Below are 14,577 nucleotides of genomic sequence, written 5' to 3' on the forward strand. Positions count from 1 at the left end.
AAATGTCGCAAAATTCGACACCAGAGTCAGGAAATTGGCCAGATTGCCTGTTGACGCCTCTTCGCGCCGCCCATAATGTCTGCCCCACGCAAAAAGGAGCCTCTGGCGATGAGAACGCTAGTCGTAATCGTAGGAACCACGCGCATGGGCCGGTAACGGTAAACCATAATCGAACCCATGCGCCTCCGAAACTTCGGGGGCTTTTTTTTGTCAAACGCAAGACACATGTCGCGAACGGAGCAAAGCAGATGACACGTGAGATGACCGGCGCAAAGATGGTGGTCCAGGCCCTCAAGGATCAGGGCGTGGACACGGTATTCGGATACCCCGGCGGCGCCGTGCTACCGATCTATGACGAGATCTTTCTGCAAAATGACATCCGTCACATCCTGGTGCGGCATGAACAGGGCGCGATACATGCCGCCGAGGGCTATGCCCGTTCAACCGGCAAACCCGGTGTCGCACTGGTGACCTCGGGGCCCGGCGCGACCAACGCGGTAACCGGCCTGACCGACGCGCTTCTGGATTCGATCCCGATCGTGGTTCTGACCGGTCAGGTGCCGACGTTCATGATCGGCTCGGATGCGTTCCAAGAGGCAGACACGGTGGGCATCACCCGGCCCTGCACCAAGCACAATTGGCTGGTCAAAGACACCAACTCGTTGGCGGAAACCATGCACGAGGCGTTTCATGTCGCCACCGCGGGCCGTCCCGGTCCTGTGTTGATCGACATCCCCAAAGACGTTCAGTTTGCCACCGGCAAATACAACGCGCCGAAACCATCGACCTCGCATTATCAACCGGCGCTCAAGGGCGACATCGAAGAGATCACCGAACTGGTCGCCGCCATCGAAACCGCCAAGCGGCCCGTGTTCTACACCGGCGGCGGCGTGATCAACTCAGGCCCCGCTGCCAGCCAACTGCTGCGCGAGCTGGTCGACGCGACCGGGTTCCCCATCACCTCGACCCTGATGGGACTGGGCGCCTACCCCGCATCGGGCAAGAACTGGATCGGGATGCTGGGCATGCACGGCCTCTACGAGGCGAACATGGCCATGCATGACTGTGACCTGATGATCAATGTCGGCGCCCGTTTCGACGACCGGATCACCGGGCGTATCGACGCGTTCTCGCCCAAGTCGAAGAAGGCGCATATCGACATCGACCCGTCCTCGATCAACAAGGTGATCCGGGTGGACATCCCCATCGTGGGGGACGTGGCGCATGTTCTGGAAGACGTGCTGAAGGTCTGGAAGGCGCGTGGTCGCAAAACCAACACCGAAGCGATCGCCAAGTGGCAGGCCCAGATCTCGGACTGGCGCAAGGTCAACTGCCTTGCCTACACCAACAGCGAAAAGGCGATAAAACCCCAATATGCGCTGGAACGGCTCGAGGCGCTGACCAAGGACCACGATCGCTATGTCTGTACCGAGGTGGGCCAGCACCAGATGTGGGCCGCGCAATTCCTTGGGTTCGAAGACCCCAACCGCTGGATGACCTCGGGCGGGCTGGGCACCATGGGCTATGGCTTCCCGGCTTCGATCGGGGTGCAGATGGCACACCCGGACGCGCTGGTGATCAACGTCGCGGGCGAGGCCAGTTGGCTGATGAACATGCAGGAGATGGGCACCGCCGTCCAATACCGCCTGCCGGTGAAACAGTTCATCCTGAACAACGAACGCCTGGGCATGGTGCGCCAGTGGCAGGAACTGCTGCACGGCGAACGCTACTCGCATTCGTGGTCCGAGGCCCTGCCCGATTTCGTCAAGCTGGCCGAGGCCTTCGGGGCCAAGGGGATCATCTGCAAAGACCCCGCCGATCTGGATGACGCGATCATGGAGATGATCAATTACGACGGTCCGGTGATCTTTGACTGTCTGGTGGAAAAGCACGAGAACTGCTTCCCCATGATCCCGTCGGGCAAGGCCCATAACGAGATGCTGCTGGGCGAGGCCGAAACGAAGGGTGTCATTCAGGCTGGCGGCGCGGTGCTGGTTTGATATTGCTTGCGGACACAGGGCCACGCTGTTGGCCCTGATGGACGCTCACAGGACAGGACGGAACATGCCCGGCATCCCCACTCAGACATCTCCACGCGAGAACCTGCAGATTTTTGCGGGGCGTCGCGGCTGGCAGTTGGGCATTCTTGTCCCTGCGCTGGTGCTTGGGGTCTTTGTCATCTGGCTCGGCCTCAGCTGGAGCGAGATCGCGGCCAATGGCAGCGCCGGCTTTCCGATCGACTTTCGGGTCTTCTGGGCCGCCGGACGTCTGGCCCATCTGGGTGAGCCTCTGTCGGCTTTCAGTGTCGACAGCCTGACCGCCATGCACAACGTCATCAAGGAAGATGACTGGATGCCCTGGTCTTACCCGCCGGCGTTTCTTGCAACGCTGCAACCCTTGGGCGCCCTTCCCTTCCCCATTGCCTGGCTGGTCTTCTCGATCGCGTCGATCGTCGCGATGATATTCGCCGCCCGGCCGTTCGCGGAAGGCATCACACCGGTCTGGTTCGCATTTGCGCTGCCACCCGCGATATTGCCGACCCTGTTCATGGGGCAGACCGCAGCCCTGTGGATGGCCGGTTTGCTGGCGGCACTTGCAGCGCTCAAGAACCAACGTTTGGTTCTTGCCGGCTTTTTTATCGGCCTTCTGACGCTCAAACCTCAGCTGGGCATCCTGATTCCCTTTGCTTTGCTGGCGTGCCGGGCGTGGCCGACCATCATTTCGGCCGGCGTCACGACCCTGGTCATCTCGGGGTTGGCGACTGCGCTCTACGGTCCGGAATACTGGCTGGAAATGCGCAACATGATGGCGGTCCACTTTTCGGTGGTGCGTGAAACCATCGTCGAAAACAATCTGATGCTTAGCCCCTATTCGACGCTCGCCAGCTTTGGGCTGCCCGAGCCTGTCGCCTTGGCCGTTCAGTGGACGATCACAGCCTGCGCGGCCATCATGGTCACGATCACATGGCGCAGCCCCCGGATCGGTTTTGACCTGCGTGCCGCGGTGCTGGCGCTGGCGGTTATGCTGTCCACCCCATACCTGTGGTTCTACGAATCTGCTCTGATCTCCGCTGCGGGACTATTCCTCTTGCGCGCAGGTGTATTGACGAACAGCCCATGGGGCATGGCGCTGGCCGGAGCGATGTGGCTGGGTGCCGCCCCCGCTTTCTTCGCCTTTCTGTTCCGCGGCGAGGTCGACATCTCGATCCGCCTGCTTTTTGCACCGCTTTTGTATCTTTCCTGTCTGGTTTGCATCGGTGCCGTTGTTCAACGGCTGCGGGCGCCAGACAATTCCTCTGCCAACGATGAGGTCTTCCAATGACTGCACTCAAGATCCGAAAAGGTTCCACCCGCCACTCGGCCTACAACCTGCGCCCGACCTTCTCGGACGTGCAGGAACGCCACACGATTGCTGTTTTGGTCGAAAACGAACCGGGGGTTCTAGCCCGGGTCATCGGGCTGTTCTCGGGGCGCGGCTACAACATCGAAAGCCTGACCGTGGCCGAGGTTGACCATACCGGACACCTCAGCCGCATCACGATCGTCACCACCGGTACACCGCAGGTGATCGAACAGATCAAGGCTCAGCTGGGCCGTATCGTCCCGGTGCATGACGTGCATGACCTGACTGTCGAAGGCCCTTCGGTCGAACGGGAACTGGCGATCATCAAGGTCGTTGGCGAAGGCGACAAGCGGGTCGAAGCGTTGCGCCTTGCCGACATTTTCCGGGCCAATGTCGTGGACAGCACGTTGAATTCGTTCATCTTCGAAATCACCGGCGCGCCGGACAAGATCGATGCATTCGCCGACCTGATGCGCCCGCTGGGCTCTGTCGAGGTTGCACGAACAGGTGTCGCGGCCCTGCTGCGCGGCAACTGATTTTTCGCGAACCCATCAAAACGCCCCGTCGCCCTCGTTGACGGGGCGTTTTGCGTTGTCGGATCGTTTCCTGCAGGTGCGCAACTGAGCACTGACAGGAAAAAGACCATACAAATGGGCTTAATGCCTATTGCGTTCGCGCCTGAGCGCGTTACGCTTGGACCAGAACAAGCAAACTGCGTGTTCCATGGGGTCAATTTTACGATTTCTTGACTGGCGACCGGCCTTTCTGGCCGCTCCGGTCGTGTTTCCCGAACCGTTGCAAACCAGAGTGAGACATGGCCGTAGACACTCGCACGCCCGCCGAGCTGCGCAGCATGCTGGGGGCGAATCTCAGGCAACTTGCCGACCGCTATCCTTCGGTCGCCGAACTGTGCAGACAGCTGGGCGTCAACCGCACGCAGTTCAACCGGTATCTTTCTGGCGAGAGTTTTCCACGCCCGGACGTTCTGGACCGCATCTGCCGGTTCTTTGACGTGGATGCCCGCATTCTGTTGAAACCGCTTGAGGAAATCCCCGCGCCCCGGCGCTGTGACCTGCCCGAAAGCGTGGTCCAGTTCCTTCGGCCCGGACTGGCAGCCTTGACCGAGGACACGTTTCCAAGCGGCGTCTATCTTGTGACGCAACATGGCGGCGAAGCCGATCCACGCGCCCATCATTGGCTGGTTCAAACCCGGTACCTGCATCAGTGTGCTGTCCTGCGCGGCTTCCTGCCGCCGGCCATGGCCGGTACGCGTTCCGCCACGGGCCGTGAACTTCGTGGCTTCGCCGCCTGCGCCGGACCCAATATCTACGCAGTCTTGTCGCGCGAGGCTGGTCGTGACAGCAAGACGATGGTGATCCGCAAGGACATGACCGATGGCAACGGCGTCTGGATCGGTTCGTGCATGGAGCACTCTGCGGCTACTCCGCACATCTACAGATTGGAAATCCGCCATCTGGGCCACGATTTCCGGGCAACGCTGGAGGCAGCAAGACTGGCGCGCCGGACATAGGAAACCGCCCAAACTCCCTTGCATGTCGTTGTGAGAAAAGCCGGAGTCGCAGAAGTGTAAGCGAGGGCTGGCCCCGGATGCCTAGGCTGGTGGAGAAGCGAGGAGAACCAGATGGCCAGCACCCCAACCGATCTGTCGGCTGTTCGTCAGAGCATTGAAACCGCTCTGGGCCTGCCCAATGCACATTATACCGACCCTGCCCTGCACGCCGAAGAAACTCGGGCTCTGCTGCTGGATGGCTGGGCCGGTCTCGCGGTCACCGCCGATGTCCCCGAGCCCGGGGACGCGGTTCCGCTGGAGTTCATGGGTATTCCGCTGCTGTTGCTGCGTGACCGTTCCGGTACGGTCCGTGTGTTTCAGAATATCTGCCGTCACCGCGGCATGATCCTGGTCGAAGAGCCCCGCAAGATCGAAGGCGCCATTCGCTGCCCCTATCACAGCTGGTGCTATTCCACCGAAGGCCGGCTGGTCGCCACGCCGCATGTGGGCGGTCCGGGCCAGAACGCACATGACGCGGTCAGCAAATCGGAACTCGGCCTGATCGAGGTGCGTAGCCATATCTGGCGCGACGTGGTGTGGATCAACGTCTCGGGCGACGCGCCGGCGTTCGAGGATGCCAACGCCAGGCTGATCGAGCGGTGGGCCGAGTTCGACAAGCCGCTGTACCACGGCGGCCCGGAAAGTTCCTTTCGGTTGGACGTCAATTGCAACTGGAAGCTGGCGGTCGAGAACTACTGCGAAAGCTATCACCTGCCGTGGGTACATCCCGGGTTGAACAGTTACTCGCGGCTTGAGGATCATTATCACATCCAGGAGCCCGGCCTTTATTCAGGTCAGGGAACCTTGGTCTATCGGCAACTGAAAACTGAGGACGGTCGGGTTTTTCCCGATTTCGAAGGTCTCAGCGAGAAATGGGACACCGCAGCCGAATACATTGCCGCTTTCCCCAACGTGCTGCTGGGCGTGCACCGGGACCACGCCTTCGCCATCATTCTGCGGCCCGAGGCCCAGAACCGGACCTCGGAGCACATCCACCTGTTCTATTCGGCGCCGGATACCGATGCGGATCTGCGCGCCCGCAATGCCGAGCAGTGGAAAGTGGTCTTTGAAGAGGATGTGTTCGTCGTAGAAGGGATGCAGCGTGGCCGCGCGGCGCCGGGGTTTGACGGCGGACATTTCTCGCCGGCGATGGACGGGCCGACCCATCTGTTCCACGACTGGGTGGCTCAGCGTCTGATGGCACATCGCAACGAACTGGCCGCTGAATGACCGACCTGCACACCCGCCTTCTGCAGGCGCATGCGGCGGGTGACATCACGGCTTTGGCTGAATTGTACGAACTGGCCGCCGCCAGTCAGCAAGACGACGACGCCCGGAGCTTTTTTCTGACCCATGCCTATGTCCATGCGCTTGAAGCCAACCTGCCCCGCGCGGGACGTCTGCGTCAGATGCTGGTCGACATGGGCCGCGAAGTGCCCGATTCCTGACCCCGAGAACCTAGGCTTGGGCCGATTCGACAACCGGCTCTGCCGCTGCGTCGTCTTCGGTGATCTGCCGATACAGGTGCCAGCTGGCATGACCGAACAGAGGCAACACGATCAGCAATCCCAAAAACCAGGGCACCATGGCGACAAAGGTCGTGACCGCAATGAAGGCACCCCAGCCCAGCATGACCCGCTTGTTCACGCTGACATAGGCATAGCTCGAGATCATGGCAGTGACGAAGTCGAGTTCCCGGTCCAGCAGCATCGGGATCGACAACACGGTGATCATGTAAAGCAGGATGGCAAAGATCGCGCCTACAGCAGTGCCGACAGCCAGCATGGCCAGACCGTTGGGTGTCAGAAATACTTCAAGCGATGACGATACGTTTGTCATTGTCGACAGCCCCATGAACAGCGCAAAGATCATGTGGCCGAGAAAGAACCAGAACAGAAACATCACGACGATGATCGCGCAGATCGACGGCAACTGACGGCGGCTTTGCTGGATCACGACACCGAAGATGGCGCCATAGTCCAACGGCTCATTCCGCTCGAGCCGGTGCGATACCTCGTACAAACCCACGGCGGCGAACGGTCCGATCAGCGGAAAGCCGATGGCGGCCAGCACCAGCCAGAACGAGGTGCCCGTTTGCACGGTTACCCAGGCCATCAACCACCCGATCAGAACGTAGAAGCCGCCGAACAGCAGGCCAAAGACCGGTGCGCGGCGATAATCCTGCCAGGCGCGATGCAGCGCCGTGCGCAACATGCCGGTATCCGCCGGTTTCAGCGTTGGCACTCCGAATGGCTTTCCCATGTTCCGTTTCTCCTCCCCTTGCCCTCAGGCCATGGCCGGGCGTTTTTGCGGCCAATGCGTCACGGCATGATAGGCGGCCCCCAAAGCCAGCAGTTGCGCGTCGCTGCCGCGCGGCCCGAACAGTTGCATTCCCATCGGCAGCCCTCCGGGGCCGAACCCCGCCGGTATCGAAAGGCAGGGCAGACCTATCAGGCTGACCGGCGTGACCACCTGCATCCAGCGATGATAGGTGTCCATCGCGACCCCACCAATCCTGCGCGGATACGGCTGATCCACAGGGAACGGCCACACCTGAGCTGCCGGCAACACCAGCGCATCATACTCGGCAAACAGTTCGACCGCCCGACGGTACCAATCCGAACGGGTGACGCTGGCTGCATAGACCTCCATCGCCGTCAGGGCCAGACCTCGCTCCAGCTCCCATTGCGCGGTGTCCTTAAGGGCGTCTTTTCGGTCGGCCAAAGGCAGCAGACTTGCTGCTACGCTCCACGACCGCAGGGTGATCCAGCTGTTCCACAGGCGTTCGGCATCGAAGGGCGGCGGTACGTCCTCGACGGTTGCGCCGAGTCCCTCAAAAATCGCCAACTCGTTGCTGCATTGGGTCAAAATCCCTTCCTCAGTCGGGAATGCGCCGCCCCAATCGCCCAGCCATCCGATCCGCATCCCGTCCAGGCTTTCGACAGACAATGGGGTGACGGGTTCGCAGGGAACGCTCAAAGGCTGCCTCGGATCGGGGCCAGAGATCACATCCAGCAATAGTCCGATATCCTGCGGGCTGCGGGCCATCGGTCCCAAGGTCGAGAGCTGGTGCAGAAACAAATCGCCCTGCGGTTCCGAGGGAACCCGGCCCCAGCTGGGCCTGAAGCCGTACACGTTGTTCCACGCGGCCGGATTGCGCAGGCTGCCCATCATGTCCGACCCATCCGCCAGCGCGACCATCCCGGTGGCCAAGGCCACCGCTGCACCACCCGACGACCCGCCGCAGGACCGGGCCGGATCATAGGGGTTCCGGGTTGCGCCATAGACCGGATTGAAGGTGTGCGAGCCCAACCCGAACTCCGGTGTGTTCGTCTTGCCGATCAGAATAGCTCCGGCGGCCCGCAACCGTGCTGCGATCAGGTCGTCGACGGCTGGGACGTGATTGCGAAAGACCGGCGACCCCTGGGTCGACGCGATGCCAGCCACATTGACCAGGTCTTTGACGGCAATCGGAAGCCCATGCAGCGGCCCGCGGCCCGACTTGTCGTCGGCGGCCCGGGCTTGTGCCATAAGCACATCCTCGTCCTGCAGCGCGACGATTGCATTGACCTGCCCGTTCACCTGGGCAATCCGGTCGAGCGTCGCGCGCATCAACTCAGCGGCTGACAAATGCCCTGTCGCGAGTTTCTCGAGAAGATCAGCGGCTGAAGTATCGCTTAGGTTCATGGGGTTACGTCCGAGCTTTGCTTGCGCTCAGCCTAGCGACCCCATGTGTGCATTTAAACCCGGTGTTTTGGATATATCTTTTCCACGCAGTTCAACTGCGCAGCATCACTCGTCCGACTGCGCCTCGGCCCGGCTTTTGCCCGAGACCTTGAGAGCCAGAGTGGCCGCCATGAATGCATCCAGATCACCGTCCAGAACCCCTTTGGTGTCCGACGTCTCGTAGCTGGTGCGCAGGTCTTTGACCATCTGATAGGGCTGCAGAACATAGGACCGGATCTGGTTGCCCCAGCCGGCATCGCCCTTGGCTTCGTGCGCGGCGTTGATCTCGGCGTTGCGGCGGTCCAGTTCCATCTGGTACAGGCGCGATTTCAACGCTTTCATGGCGATGTCGCGGTTCTGGTGCTGCGATTTTTCCGAACTGGTCACCACGATGCCGGTCGGGATGTGGGTGATCCGCACCGCCGAGTCGGTGGTGTTGACGTGCTGACCGCCCGCCCCCGAGGACCGGTAGGTATCGACACGGATATCGGCCGGGTTCACTTCGATCTCGATATTGTCGTCCACCACCGGATAGACCCAGACCGAGCTGAACGACGTGTGCCGCTTGGCCGCCGAGTCATAGGGCGAGATGCGCACCAGCCGGTGCACGCCGCTTTCGGACTTCAGCCAGCCATAGGCGTTGTGGCCCGAGATCTTGTAGGCCGCCGACTTGATCCCCGCCTCTTCGCCCGGGGTTTCCGACTGCAGCTCGACCTTGTAGCCCTTCTTCTCGGCCCAGCGGACATACATCCGCGCCAGCATCGAGGCCCAGTCGCAGCTTTCGGTGCCCCCGGCGCCCGCGTTGATTTCAAGGAAGGTGTCGTTGGCGTCAGCCTCGCCGTCCAGCAGCGCCTCGAGCTCTTTTTCGGCCGCCTTGTCGCGCAGTTTCTTCAGGGCCTCTTCGGCATCCCTGACGACCTCTTCATCGTCCTCCATCTCGCCCAGCTCGATCAGTTCGATGTTGTCGTTCAGATCGGTCTTGATGGACTCGTAGGTTTCGATGGCATCGACCAGAACCTGCCGTTCGCGCATCAGCTTCTGCGCGTTTTCGGGGTTGTCCCACAGGTTGGGGTCCTCGACGCGGGCGTTGAACTCCTCCAGCCGGTGCGGCGCGGTTTCATAGTCCATACGCTGGGCCAGCAGCTCCAGCGATTTTTGGATCTCGGCCACGATGTTCTGGATTTCGGCGCGCATGGTCAGGTCCCAACTTGCTCAATCAGGCCTGCGTGATAGCAAGAGGTTCAGGCCACCACAAGATGACCCGAAAGGCAAATGCAGCACGGACCGGAGCAGTTCCTGAAGAAATGGCATCTGGCCGACCCGCGGCTGGCGGCGGATACCGGCGCGGCGCGTGTCTGGCGGGCCAAACGTGAGGACGGGTCTGAAGTCGCGCTCAAACTCTATCGCCGCGCCGATCGCGGCAACGAGGCGCCGGGATGCCGCCTGCTGGCTGCCTGGCGCAACCGGGGCGCCGTCGCGATCCTGGCCGAAGACCGCCGGGCGGTCATGATGGAGTGGCTCGAGGGTCCGACCCTCGGCGATCATGCACGGGCGGGCAACGTGGCCGACGCCCTGATACTACTGGCTGAAACGGCGCGGAACCTGCAGGCTGATCCGATGGTCGAAGTGAGCGGGCTGAGGCCTTTGGAGCAAGTGTTCGCCCCGCTTTTTGACGTCGGATTTGCCGATCAATGTACGCGGCCCCTGAAAACCGATATGAGGCGCGCCATAGCTTTGGCTCAGGATTTGCTGCAGACGCAACCCGTGCATCTCCCCCTGCATGGAGACCTGCACCCCGACAATGTCATCTTGACTGCGTCCGGCCCGCGCGTGATCGATGCCAAGGGTTATGTCGGGGATCCGGCGTTCGAACTGGCAAATGCGCTGCGGCACCCAAAAGGCATGCCGGACCTTGTGCGCGAAGTCGGGCAGATTTCCGCGTGCCTGGATCTATACGCCGCGGCGATGAATGTTTCGCGGACGCGTCTGGCCCGATGGGCGGCGGCCAAATGCGCCCTGTCCATATGCTGGCGGTCCGGCGGATCGGTCGAGAGTGACCCGGAGGCCGATCTGCTGCGCCTGTTTCTAAGCGCTGCAGATCAGTAAAGTCCGCCGCCCTGAAGATCGCCCTGGCTGGCCTTGGGCCCCACGATGATGGTCTGCCCGGTCGAGGTCTGGACCTGGCGCCCGCCATTGGTCACTTCTTCGAACAACGGCAGATCGGACCCCATCGCAAAACCACCGTCATAGACACGGTCGATGAACCCGTCGACGCCATCACGGAAATACTCGGCCACCACATAGTCACCCGATGCGTCATCCGGCAGACGGGCACCGCTGAAACGGTCGATCTTGATGAAGTGCCCACCCGGCGGCACTTCGAACGGACCGCCGCCGTATTTCTCGACGGCCTTTTCCATAAAGCTCTGGAAGACCGGACCGCACAGCGTGCCGCCGTAAGCACCCCGCCCCATCGGGCGCGGGCGATCATACCCGATGTAGCACCCGGCAACGATGTTCGAGGTGAAGCCGATGAACCAGGCGTCCTTGGATTCGTTGGTCGTACCGGTCTTGCCAGCCGTCGGAACCGGCAGATTGACCACACGTGACGCGGTGCCGCGATCAACCACGCCCTTCATCATCGACGTCAGCTGATAAGCCGTGATTGCATCCATCACCTGCTCTCGGTCGGTCACGATCGTGGGTGAGGCGTCGGGCTCCAGCCAGCTGGAGTTGCAATCCAGGCACTGCCGGTCATCATGCCGATAGATCGTTTTGCCGAACCGGTCCTGGATCCGGTCGACCAGAGTCGGTTCGACCCGCTCGCCGCCGTTGGCGAACATCGCATAGGCCGCCACCATCTTGTAGAGCGTCGTCTCCTCGGCCCCCAGCGCATTGGCCAGGTAGGGACCCATGTTGTCATACACACCGAACCGCTCCGCGTATCCCGCAACCACCGGCATCGAAACCTCTTGCGCCAGTCGGATGGTCATCAGGTTTCGCGACTGCTCGATCCCGGTGCGCAGGGGCGTCGGCCCGTAGAATTTGTTGGTCGAGTTCTTCGGGGTCCACAAGCCCTGCGGTGTGTTCACCTCGATCGGGGCGTCTACGACGATGGTCGCTGGGCTGTAGCCACTGTCCAGTGCTGCCGCATAGACGAAAGGCTTGAAGGCCGATCCCGGTTGGCGCTGCGCCTGGGTTGCCCGGTTGAACACCGAGTCCTGGTACGAGAACCCGCCCTGCATCGCCAGAACGCGGCCCGAGTTCACATCCATCGCCACGAAGCCGCCTTGGACCTCGGGAACTTGACGGGCGGACCACTGGCCCTCTTCCCCGGCAACGACCAGGATCACGTCGCCGCGTTTGAAGTTTGCCTTGAAGTCACCCTGCATCCATTTGATGTCGCTGCGCGGGATGATGCCGTCAGCCGGACCGTTCTCGATCCCTACCGTCAACTGCTGATCGGCCACATCCAGCACCACCGCGGGGTACCATTGCGTGGGCAGCACCACGTCCCGCGGAATTTCCATGATCGCCAGAGCTTCGCGCCACTGCGCTTCGTCTGCCAGTTTTTCCTCGGGGATGGTTTCACCCGTGCCGCGCCACTTGCCGCGCGACTGGTCATATTTCTGAAGCGCCTCGCGCAGGGCGCGTGCGGCTTCAACCTGCATCTCCTCGTCAACCGAGGCCCGGACGGTGAAACCACCGGTAAAGAACTCACCCTCGCCGAAGTCCTCGCTCAGCTGGCGGCGGATTTCGTCGGTGAAATAGTCGCGCGGTGGCAGTGCGGTGCGGAAGCTTTCGAAATCACCGTTCTGAACCGAACGCAGCGGTTGCGCCACTTCAGTCTCATAGGTTGCCTGATCGATATATCCGTTCTGATACATCTCGCGCAGCACGTAGTTGCGGCGATCCAACAGACGCTGTTTCTGGCGCACCGGGTGATAGTCCGAAGGCGCCTTGGGCATCGCAGCCAGCGTCGCGGCTTCATGCGGGGCCAGTTCCTGCAAAGTCTTGTTGAAATACGTCTGTGCAGCGGCGGTCACGCCGTAGGAGTTTTGGCCAAGGAAGATCTCGTTGAGATACAGCTCAAGGATCTGTTCCTTGTTCAGCGTTTTTTCCAATCTGGTCGCGAGGATGATTTCCTGAATCTTGCGTTCGACCCGCCGGTCGCCGGACAGCAGGAAATTCTTCATCACCTGCTGGGTGATGGTCGACGCGCCGCGCAGCGTCTCGCCCTTGGATTGGACCGCCTCGATTCCGGCTGCGATGATCCCGCGTGGGTCGTACCCCTGATGCGAATAGAAGTTCTTGTCTTCCGCCGAGATAAACGCGTGCTTCACTAGGTCCGGGATTTCTTCGGACGGGGTGAACAGACGGCGCTCCTGCGCGAATTCGTCGATCAGTTGACCCTTGCCCGAATAGATACGGCTGATGGTGGGCGGCTTGTACTGGGCCAGCGACTCGTGGCTGGGCAGGTCGCGGCCATACATCCAGAAGACCGCGCCAATCACCAGCGCGACCATGAAAATACCCAAGGTGACGAGGCTGAAAACCGCCCCGAAAATCGAAAGAATGAACCGGATCACGTTGCTGCCTTTTGTTCGCGGTGACGCCTATATAGTGTCGCTGCACCCAAGGGTCAAAACACACGGGCGCATTCTAGCCACTTTGCGCCGCAGGGTCACTGCCCAATCAAGCCGCGGCGGATCAGATCCTGCTGGCGCCAGGCTTCAAGACCTTTGTGGATTCCCTGCGCCATTCCGATGCGCCACTCGGGATTTACAAGGTTTTTCAGGTCTCTGGGGCTGGAGATGAATCCGATCTCGACCAGAACCGAGGGAATGTCGGCTGCCTTAAGGACGGAAAACGACGCACTGCGGATCGGGCGCCGATTCATGGGGCCGCCCTGCTGCCCCATGCCGTGCGCCAGCGCATGGGCCAAAGCTTCCGAGCGCGGCTGGGTCTCCTGCCGTGCCATGTCCAGCAAAACGTCAGCGATCTGGTCGTCCGAGCCGCTCAGGTCGATACCCGCGATCAGGTCGCTGCGGTCGTGCCGCTCGGCCAGTTTCTGGCTGGCCACGTCCGAGGCTTCATCGGAGAGGAAATAGACAGTGGCCCCATGAGCCTGCCCCTCGGACAATGCATCCGCGTGCAACGAAATGAACACATCGGCGCTGGCCCGATGGGCCAGAGATATTCGGCGTTCGAGCGACACGAAGTGATCGTCCACCCGGGTCATCACGACCTCGTATTCGCCAGCGCGCAGCAAGTGTTCCCGCAGTTCGCGCGCAAACGTGAGCATCAGGGTTTTTTCGTTAACGCCACCCGATTCCGCGCCGGGGTCGATGCCACCATGCCCCGGGTCCAGCATCACGCGCAGCGGTCTTTCGCCATCTCGCGGCACGACCGGGGGCGTGACGGCAGGCGCAGGCAAATCCCAGCCCGGATTGCGCGGCGCACCCGCGCTGGCGGCAAAATTGTCGAAATCCGTACCTTTCAGATTCAGCGTCAGAACCGCGGCCCCGCTGTCGGGGTCCACGCGCATGGCCGCCGTATCGACGGCCAAGGGCGCCCCCAGATCCAGCACCATCCGGGACCATCCGGGCACATAGGCGCCGAACTGGACGCCGCTGATCCGACGGGTCTGCAACAGCTTGGCCCGATCAAGGCCGCTCCAGTCGACCTCCTGGAAATCGATGACCATACGGTAAGGGTCTTGAAGCGTGAAAACGCGATACGGGACGCCCTGACTGAGCCCCAGCTCAAGCGTCACCCCCGCACCCTTGCCGTCAGTGATCCGGCTCTGCTCGGGCAGGACCCGCGCCAAGGCGTTGAATTCCTGCGCCCAAACGGCTCCGGCCAGCGCCCAAATCAGCGCACATACGAAGAAGATCCTGCTCATGGCCTCAAGTTTTCCCGAGATCGTTTGGCAGGAG

At 61.5% G+C, this 14,577-nt stretch carries 12 protein-coding genes; 7 read left to right on the plus strand and 5 right to left on the minus strand.

The window, feature by feature from the left end; translation table 11 throughout:
* Window positions 1–248: 248 nt before the first annotated feature.
* The 6 genes from AC2FML_RS04200 to AC2FML_RS04225 all read left to right on the plus strand — a co-directional run bounded on the left by AC2FML_RS04200 (window position 249) and on the right by AC2FML_RS04225 (window position 6,360).
* Window positions 249–2,000: an acetolactate synthase 3 large subunit gene (locus AC2FML_RS04200; protein ID WP_496782127.1), complete on the plus strand. Its 1,752-nt coding sequence runs from the start codon at window positions 249–251 to the stop codon at window positions 1,998–2,000.
* Between the two features lie 64 nt (window positions 2,001–2,064).
* Entirely contained in the window at window positions 2,065–3,321 is a 1,257-nt protein-coding gene (locus tag AC2FML_RS04205; protein ID WP_496782129.1) for a glycosyltransferase family 87 protein, read from the plus strand.
* Entirely contained in the window at window positions 3,318–3,878 is a 561-nt protein-coding gene (gene ilvN / locus AC2FML_RS04210) for an acetolactate synthase small subunit (RefSeq protein ID WP_093962354.1), read from the plus strand. Before AC2FML_RS04205 ends, ilvN begins: the two co-directional genes overlap by 4 nt.
* 278 nt (window positions 3,879–4,156) lie before the next feature.
* On the plus strand, window positions 4,157–4,873 hold the full coding sequence (locus AC2FML_RS04215) for a helix-turn-helix domain-containing protein (protein WP_496782131.1): 717 nt from the start codon (window positions 4,157–4,159) through the stop codon (window positions 4,871–4,873).
* A gap of 111 nt (window positions 4,874–4,984) precedes the next feature.
* Entirely contained in the window at window positions 4,985–6,142 is a 1,158-nt protein-coding gene (locus tag AC2FML_RS04220; RefSeq protein ID WP_496782133.1) for an aromatic ring-hydroxylating oxygenase subunit alpha, read from the plus strand.
* Window positions 6,139–6,360, plus strand: coding sequence for a hypothetical protein (locus AC2FML_RS04225; protein ID WP_170528838.1), 222 nt, complete (start codon window positions 6,139–6,141; stop codon window positions 6,358–6,360). Before AC2FML_RS04220 ends, AC2FML_RS04225 begins: the two co-directional genes overlap by 4 nt.
* 10 nt (window positions 6,361–6,370) lie before the next feature.
* On the opposite strand, the gene AC2FML_RS04230 is transcribed toward AC2FML_RS04225, so the two are convergent.
* The 3 genes from AC2FML_RS04230 to prfB form a co-directional block, all read right to left on the minus strand.
* Window positions 6,371–7,174, minus strand: a complete 804-nt coding sequence (locus tag AC2FML_RS04230) for a DUF2189 domain-containing protein (RefSeq protein WP_496782135.1) — start codon at window positions 7,172–7,174, stop codon at window positions 6,371–6,373.
* 24 nt (window positions 7,175–7,198) lie between these two features.
* Complete coding sequence (locus tag AC2FML_RS04235; RefSeq protein ID WP_496782137.1) at window positions 7,199–8,599, minus strand: amidase; 1,401 nt, start codon at window positions 8,597–8,599, stop codon at window positions 7,199–7,201.
* A 105-nt stretch (window positions 8,600–8,704) separates the two neighbouring features.
* Window positions 8,705–9,832: a peptide chain release factor 2 gene (prfB, locus tag AC2FML_RS04240; RefSeq protein ID WP_496782138.1), complete on the minus strand. Its 1,128-nt coding sequence runs from the start codon at window positions 9,830–9,832 to the stop codon at window positions 8,705–8,707.
* Between the two features lie 78 nt (window positions 9,833–9,910).
* On the opposite strand from prfB, the gene AC2FML_RS04245 reads away from it, so the two are divergent.
* On the plus strand, window positions 9,911–10,744 hold the full coding sequence (locus tag AC2FML_RS04245; protein WP_496782140.1) for an aminoglycoside phosphotransferase family protein: 834 nt from the start codon (window positions 9,911–9,913) through the stop codon (window positions 10,742–10,744).
* On the opposite strand, the gene AC2FML_RS04250 is transcribed toward AC2FML_RS04245, so the two are convergent.
* Both AC2FML_RS04250 and AC2FML_RS04255 read right to left on the minus strand, forming a co-directional pair.
* Complete coding sequence (locus AC2FML_RS04250) at window positions 10,738–13,227, minus strand: penicillin-binding protein 1A (protein ID WP_170338660.1); 2,490 nt, start codon at window positions 13,225–13,227, stop codon at window positions 10,738–10,740. The two genes, AC2FML_RS04245 and AC2FML_RS04250, sit on opposite strands and share 7 nt — an antisense overlap.
* Window positions 13,228–13,322: 95 nt before the next feature.
* A complete protein-coding gene (locus AC2FML_RS04255) occupies window positions 13,323–14,543 on the minus strand; it encodes an N-acetylmuramoyl-L-alanine amidase (RefSeq protein ID WP_496782142.1) in 1,221 nt (406 codons plus the stop codon).
* Window positions 14,544–14,577 lie beyond the last annotated feature (34 nt).

This window comes from Ruegeria sp. BHSC029 (assembly GCF_059613085.1).

Coding starts and splice junctions, on each gene's coding strand:
- AC2FML_RS04200 (WP_496782127.1), top strand. CDS start 249: ATGACACGTGAGATGACCGGCGCAAAGATGGTGGTCCAGGCCCTCAAG.
- AC2FML_RS04205 (WP_496782129.1), top strand. CDS start 2,065: ATGCCCGGCATCCCCACTCAGACATCTCCACGCGAGAACCTGCAGATT.
- ilvN (WP_093962354.1), top strand. CDS start 3,318: ATGACTGCACTCAAGATCCGAAAAGGTTCCACCCGCCACTCGGCCTAC.
- AC2FML_RS04215 (WP_496782131.1), top strand. CDS start 4,157: ATGGCCGTAGACACTCGCACGCCCGCCGAGCTGCGCAGCATGCTGGGG.
- AC2FML_RS04220 (WP_496782133.1), top strand. CDS start 4,985: ATGGCCAGCACCCCAACCGATCTGTCGGCTGTTCGTCAGAGCATTGAA.
- AC2FML_RS04225 (WP_170528838.1), top strand. CDS start 6,139: ATGACCGACCTGCACACCCGCCTTCTGCAGGCGCATGCGGCGGGTGAC.
- AC2FML_RS04230 (WP_496782135.1), bottom strand. CDS start 7,174: ATGGGAAAGCCATTCGGAGTGCCAACGCTGAAACCGGCGGATACCGGC.
- AC2FML_RS04235 (WP_496782137.1), bottom strand. CDS start 8,599: ATGAACCTAAGCGATACTTCAGCCGCTGATCTTCTCGAGAAACTCGCG.
- prfB (WP_496782138.1), bottom strand. CDS start 9,832: ATGCGCGCCGAAATCCAGAACATCGTGGCCGAGATCCAAAAATCGCTG.
- AC2FML_RS04245 (WP_496782140.1), top strand. CDS start 9,911: ATGCAGCACGGACCGGAGCAGTTCCTGAAGAAATGGCATCTGGCCGAC.
- AC2FML_RS04255 (WP_496782142.1), bottom strand. CDS start 14,543: ATGAGCAGGATCTTCTTCGTATGTGCGCTGATTTGGGCGCTGGCCGGA.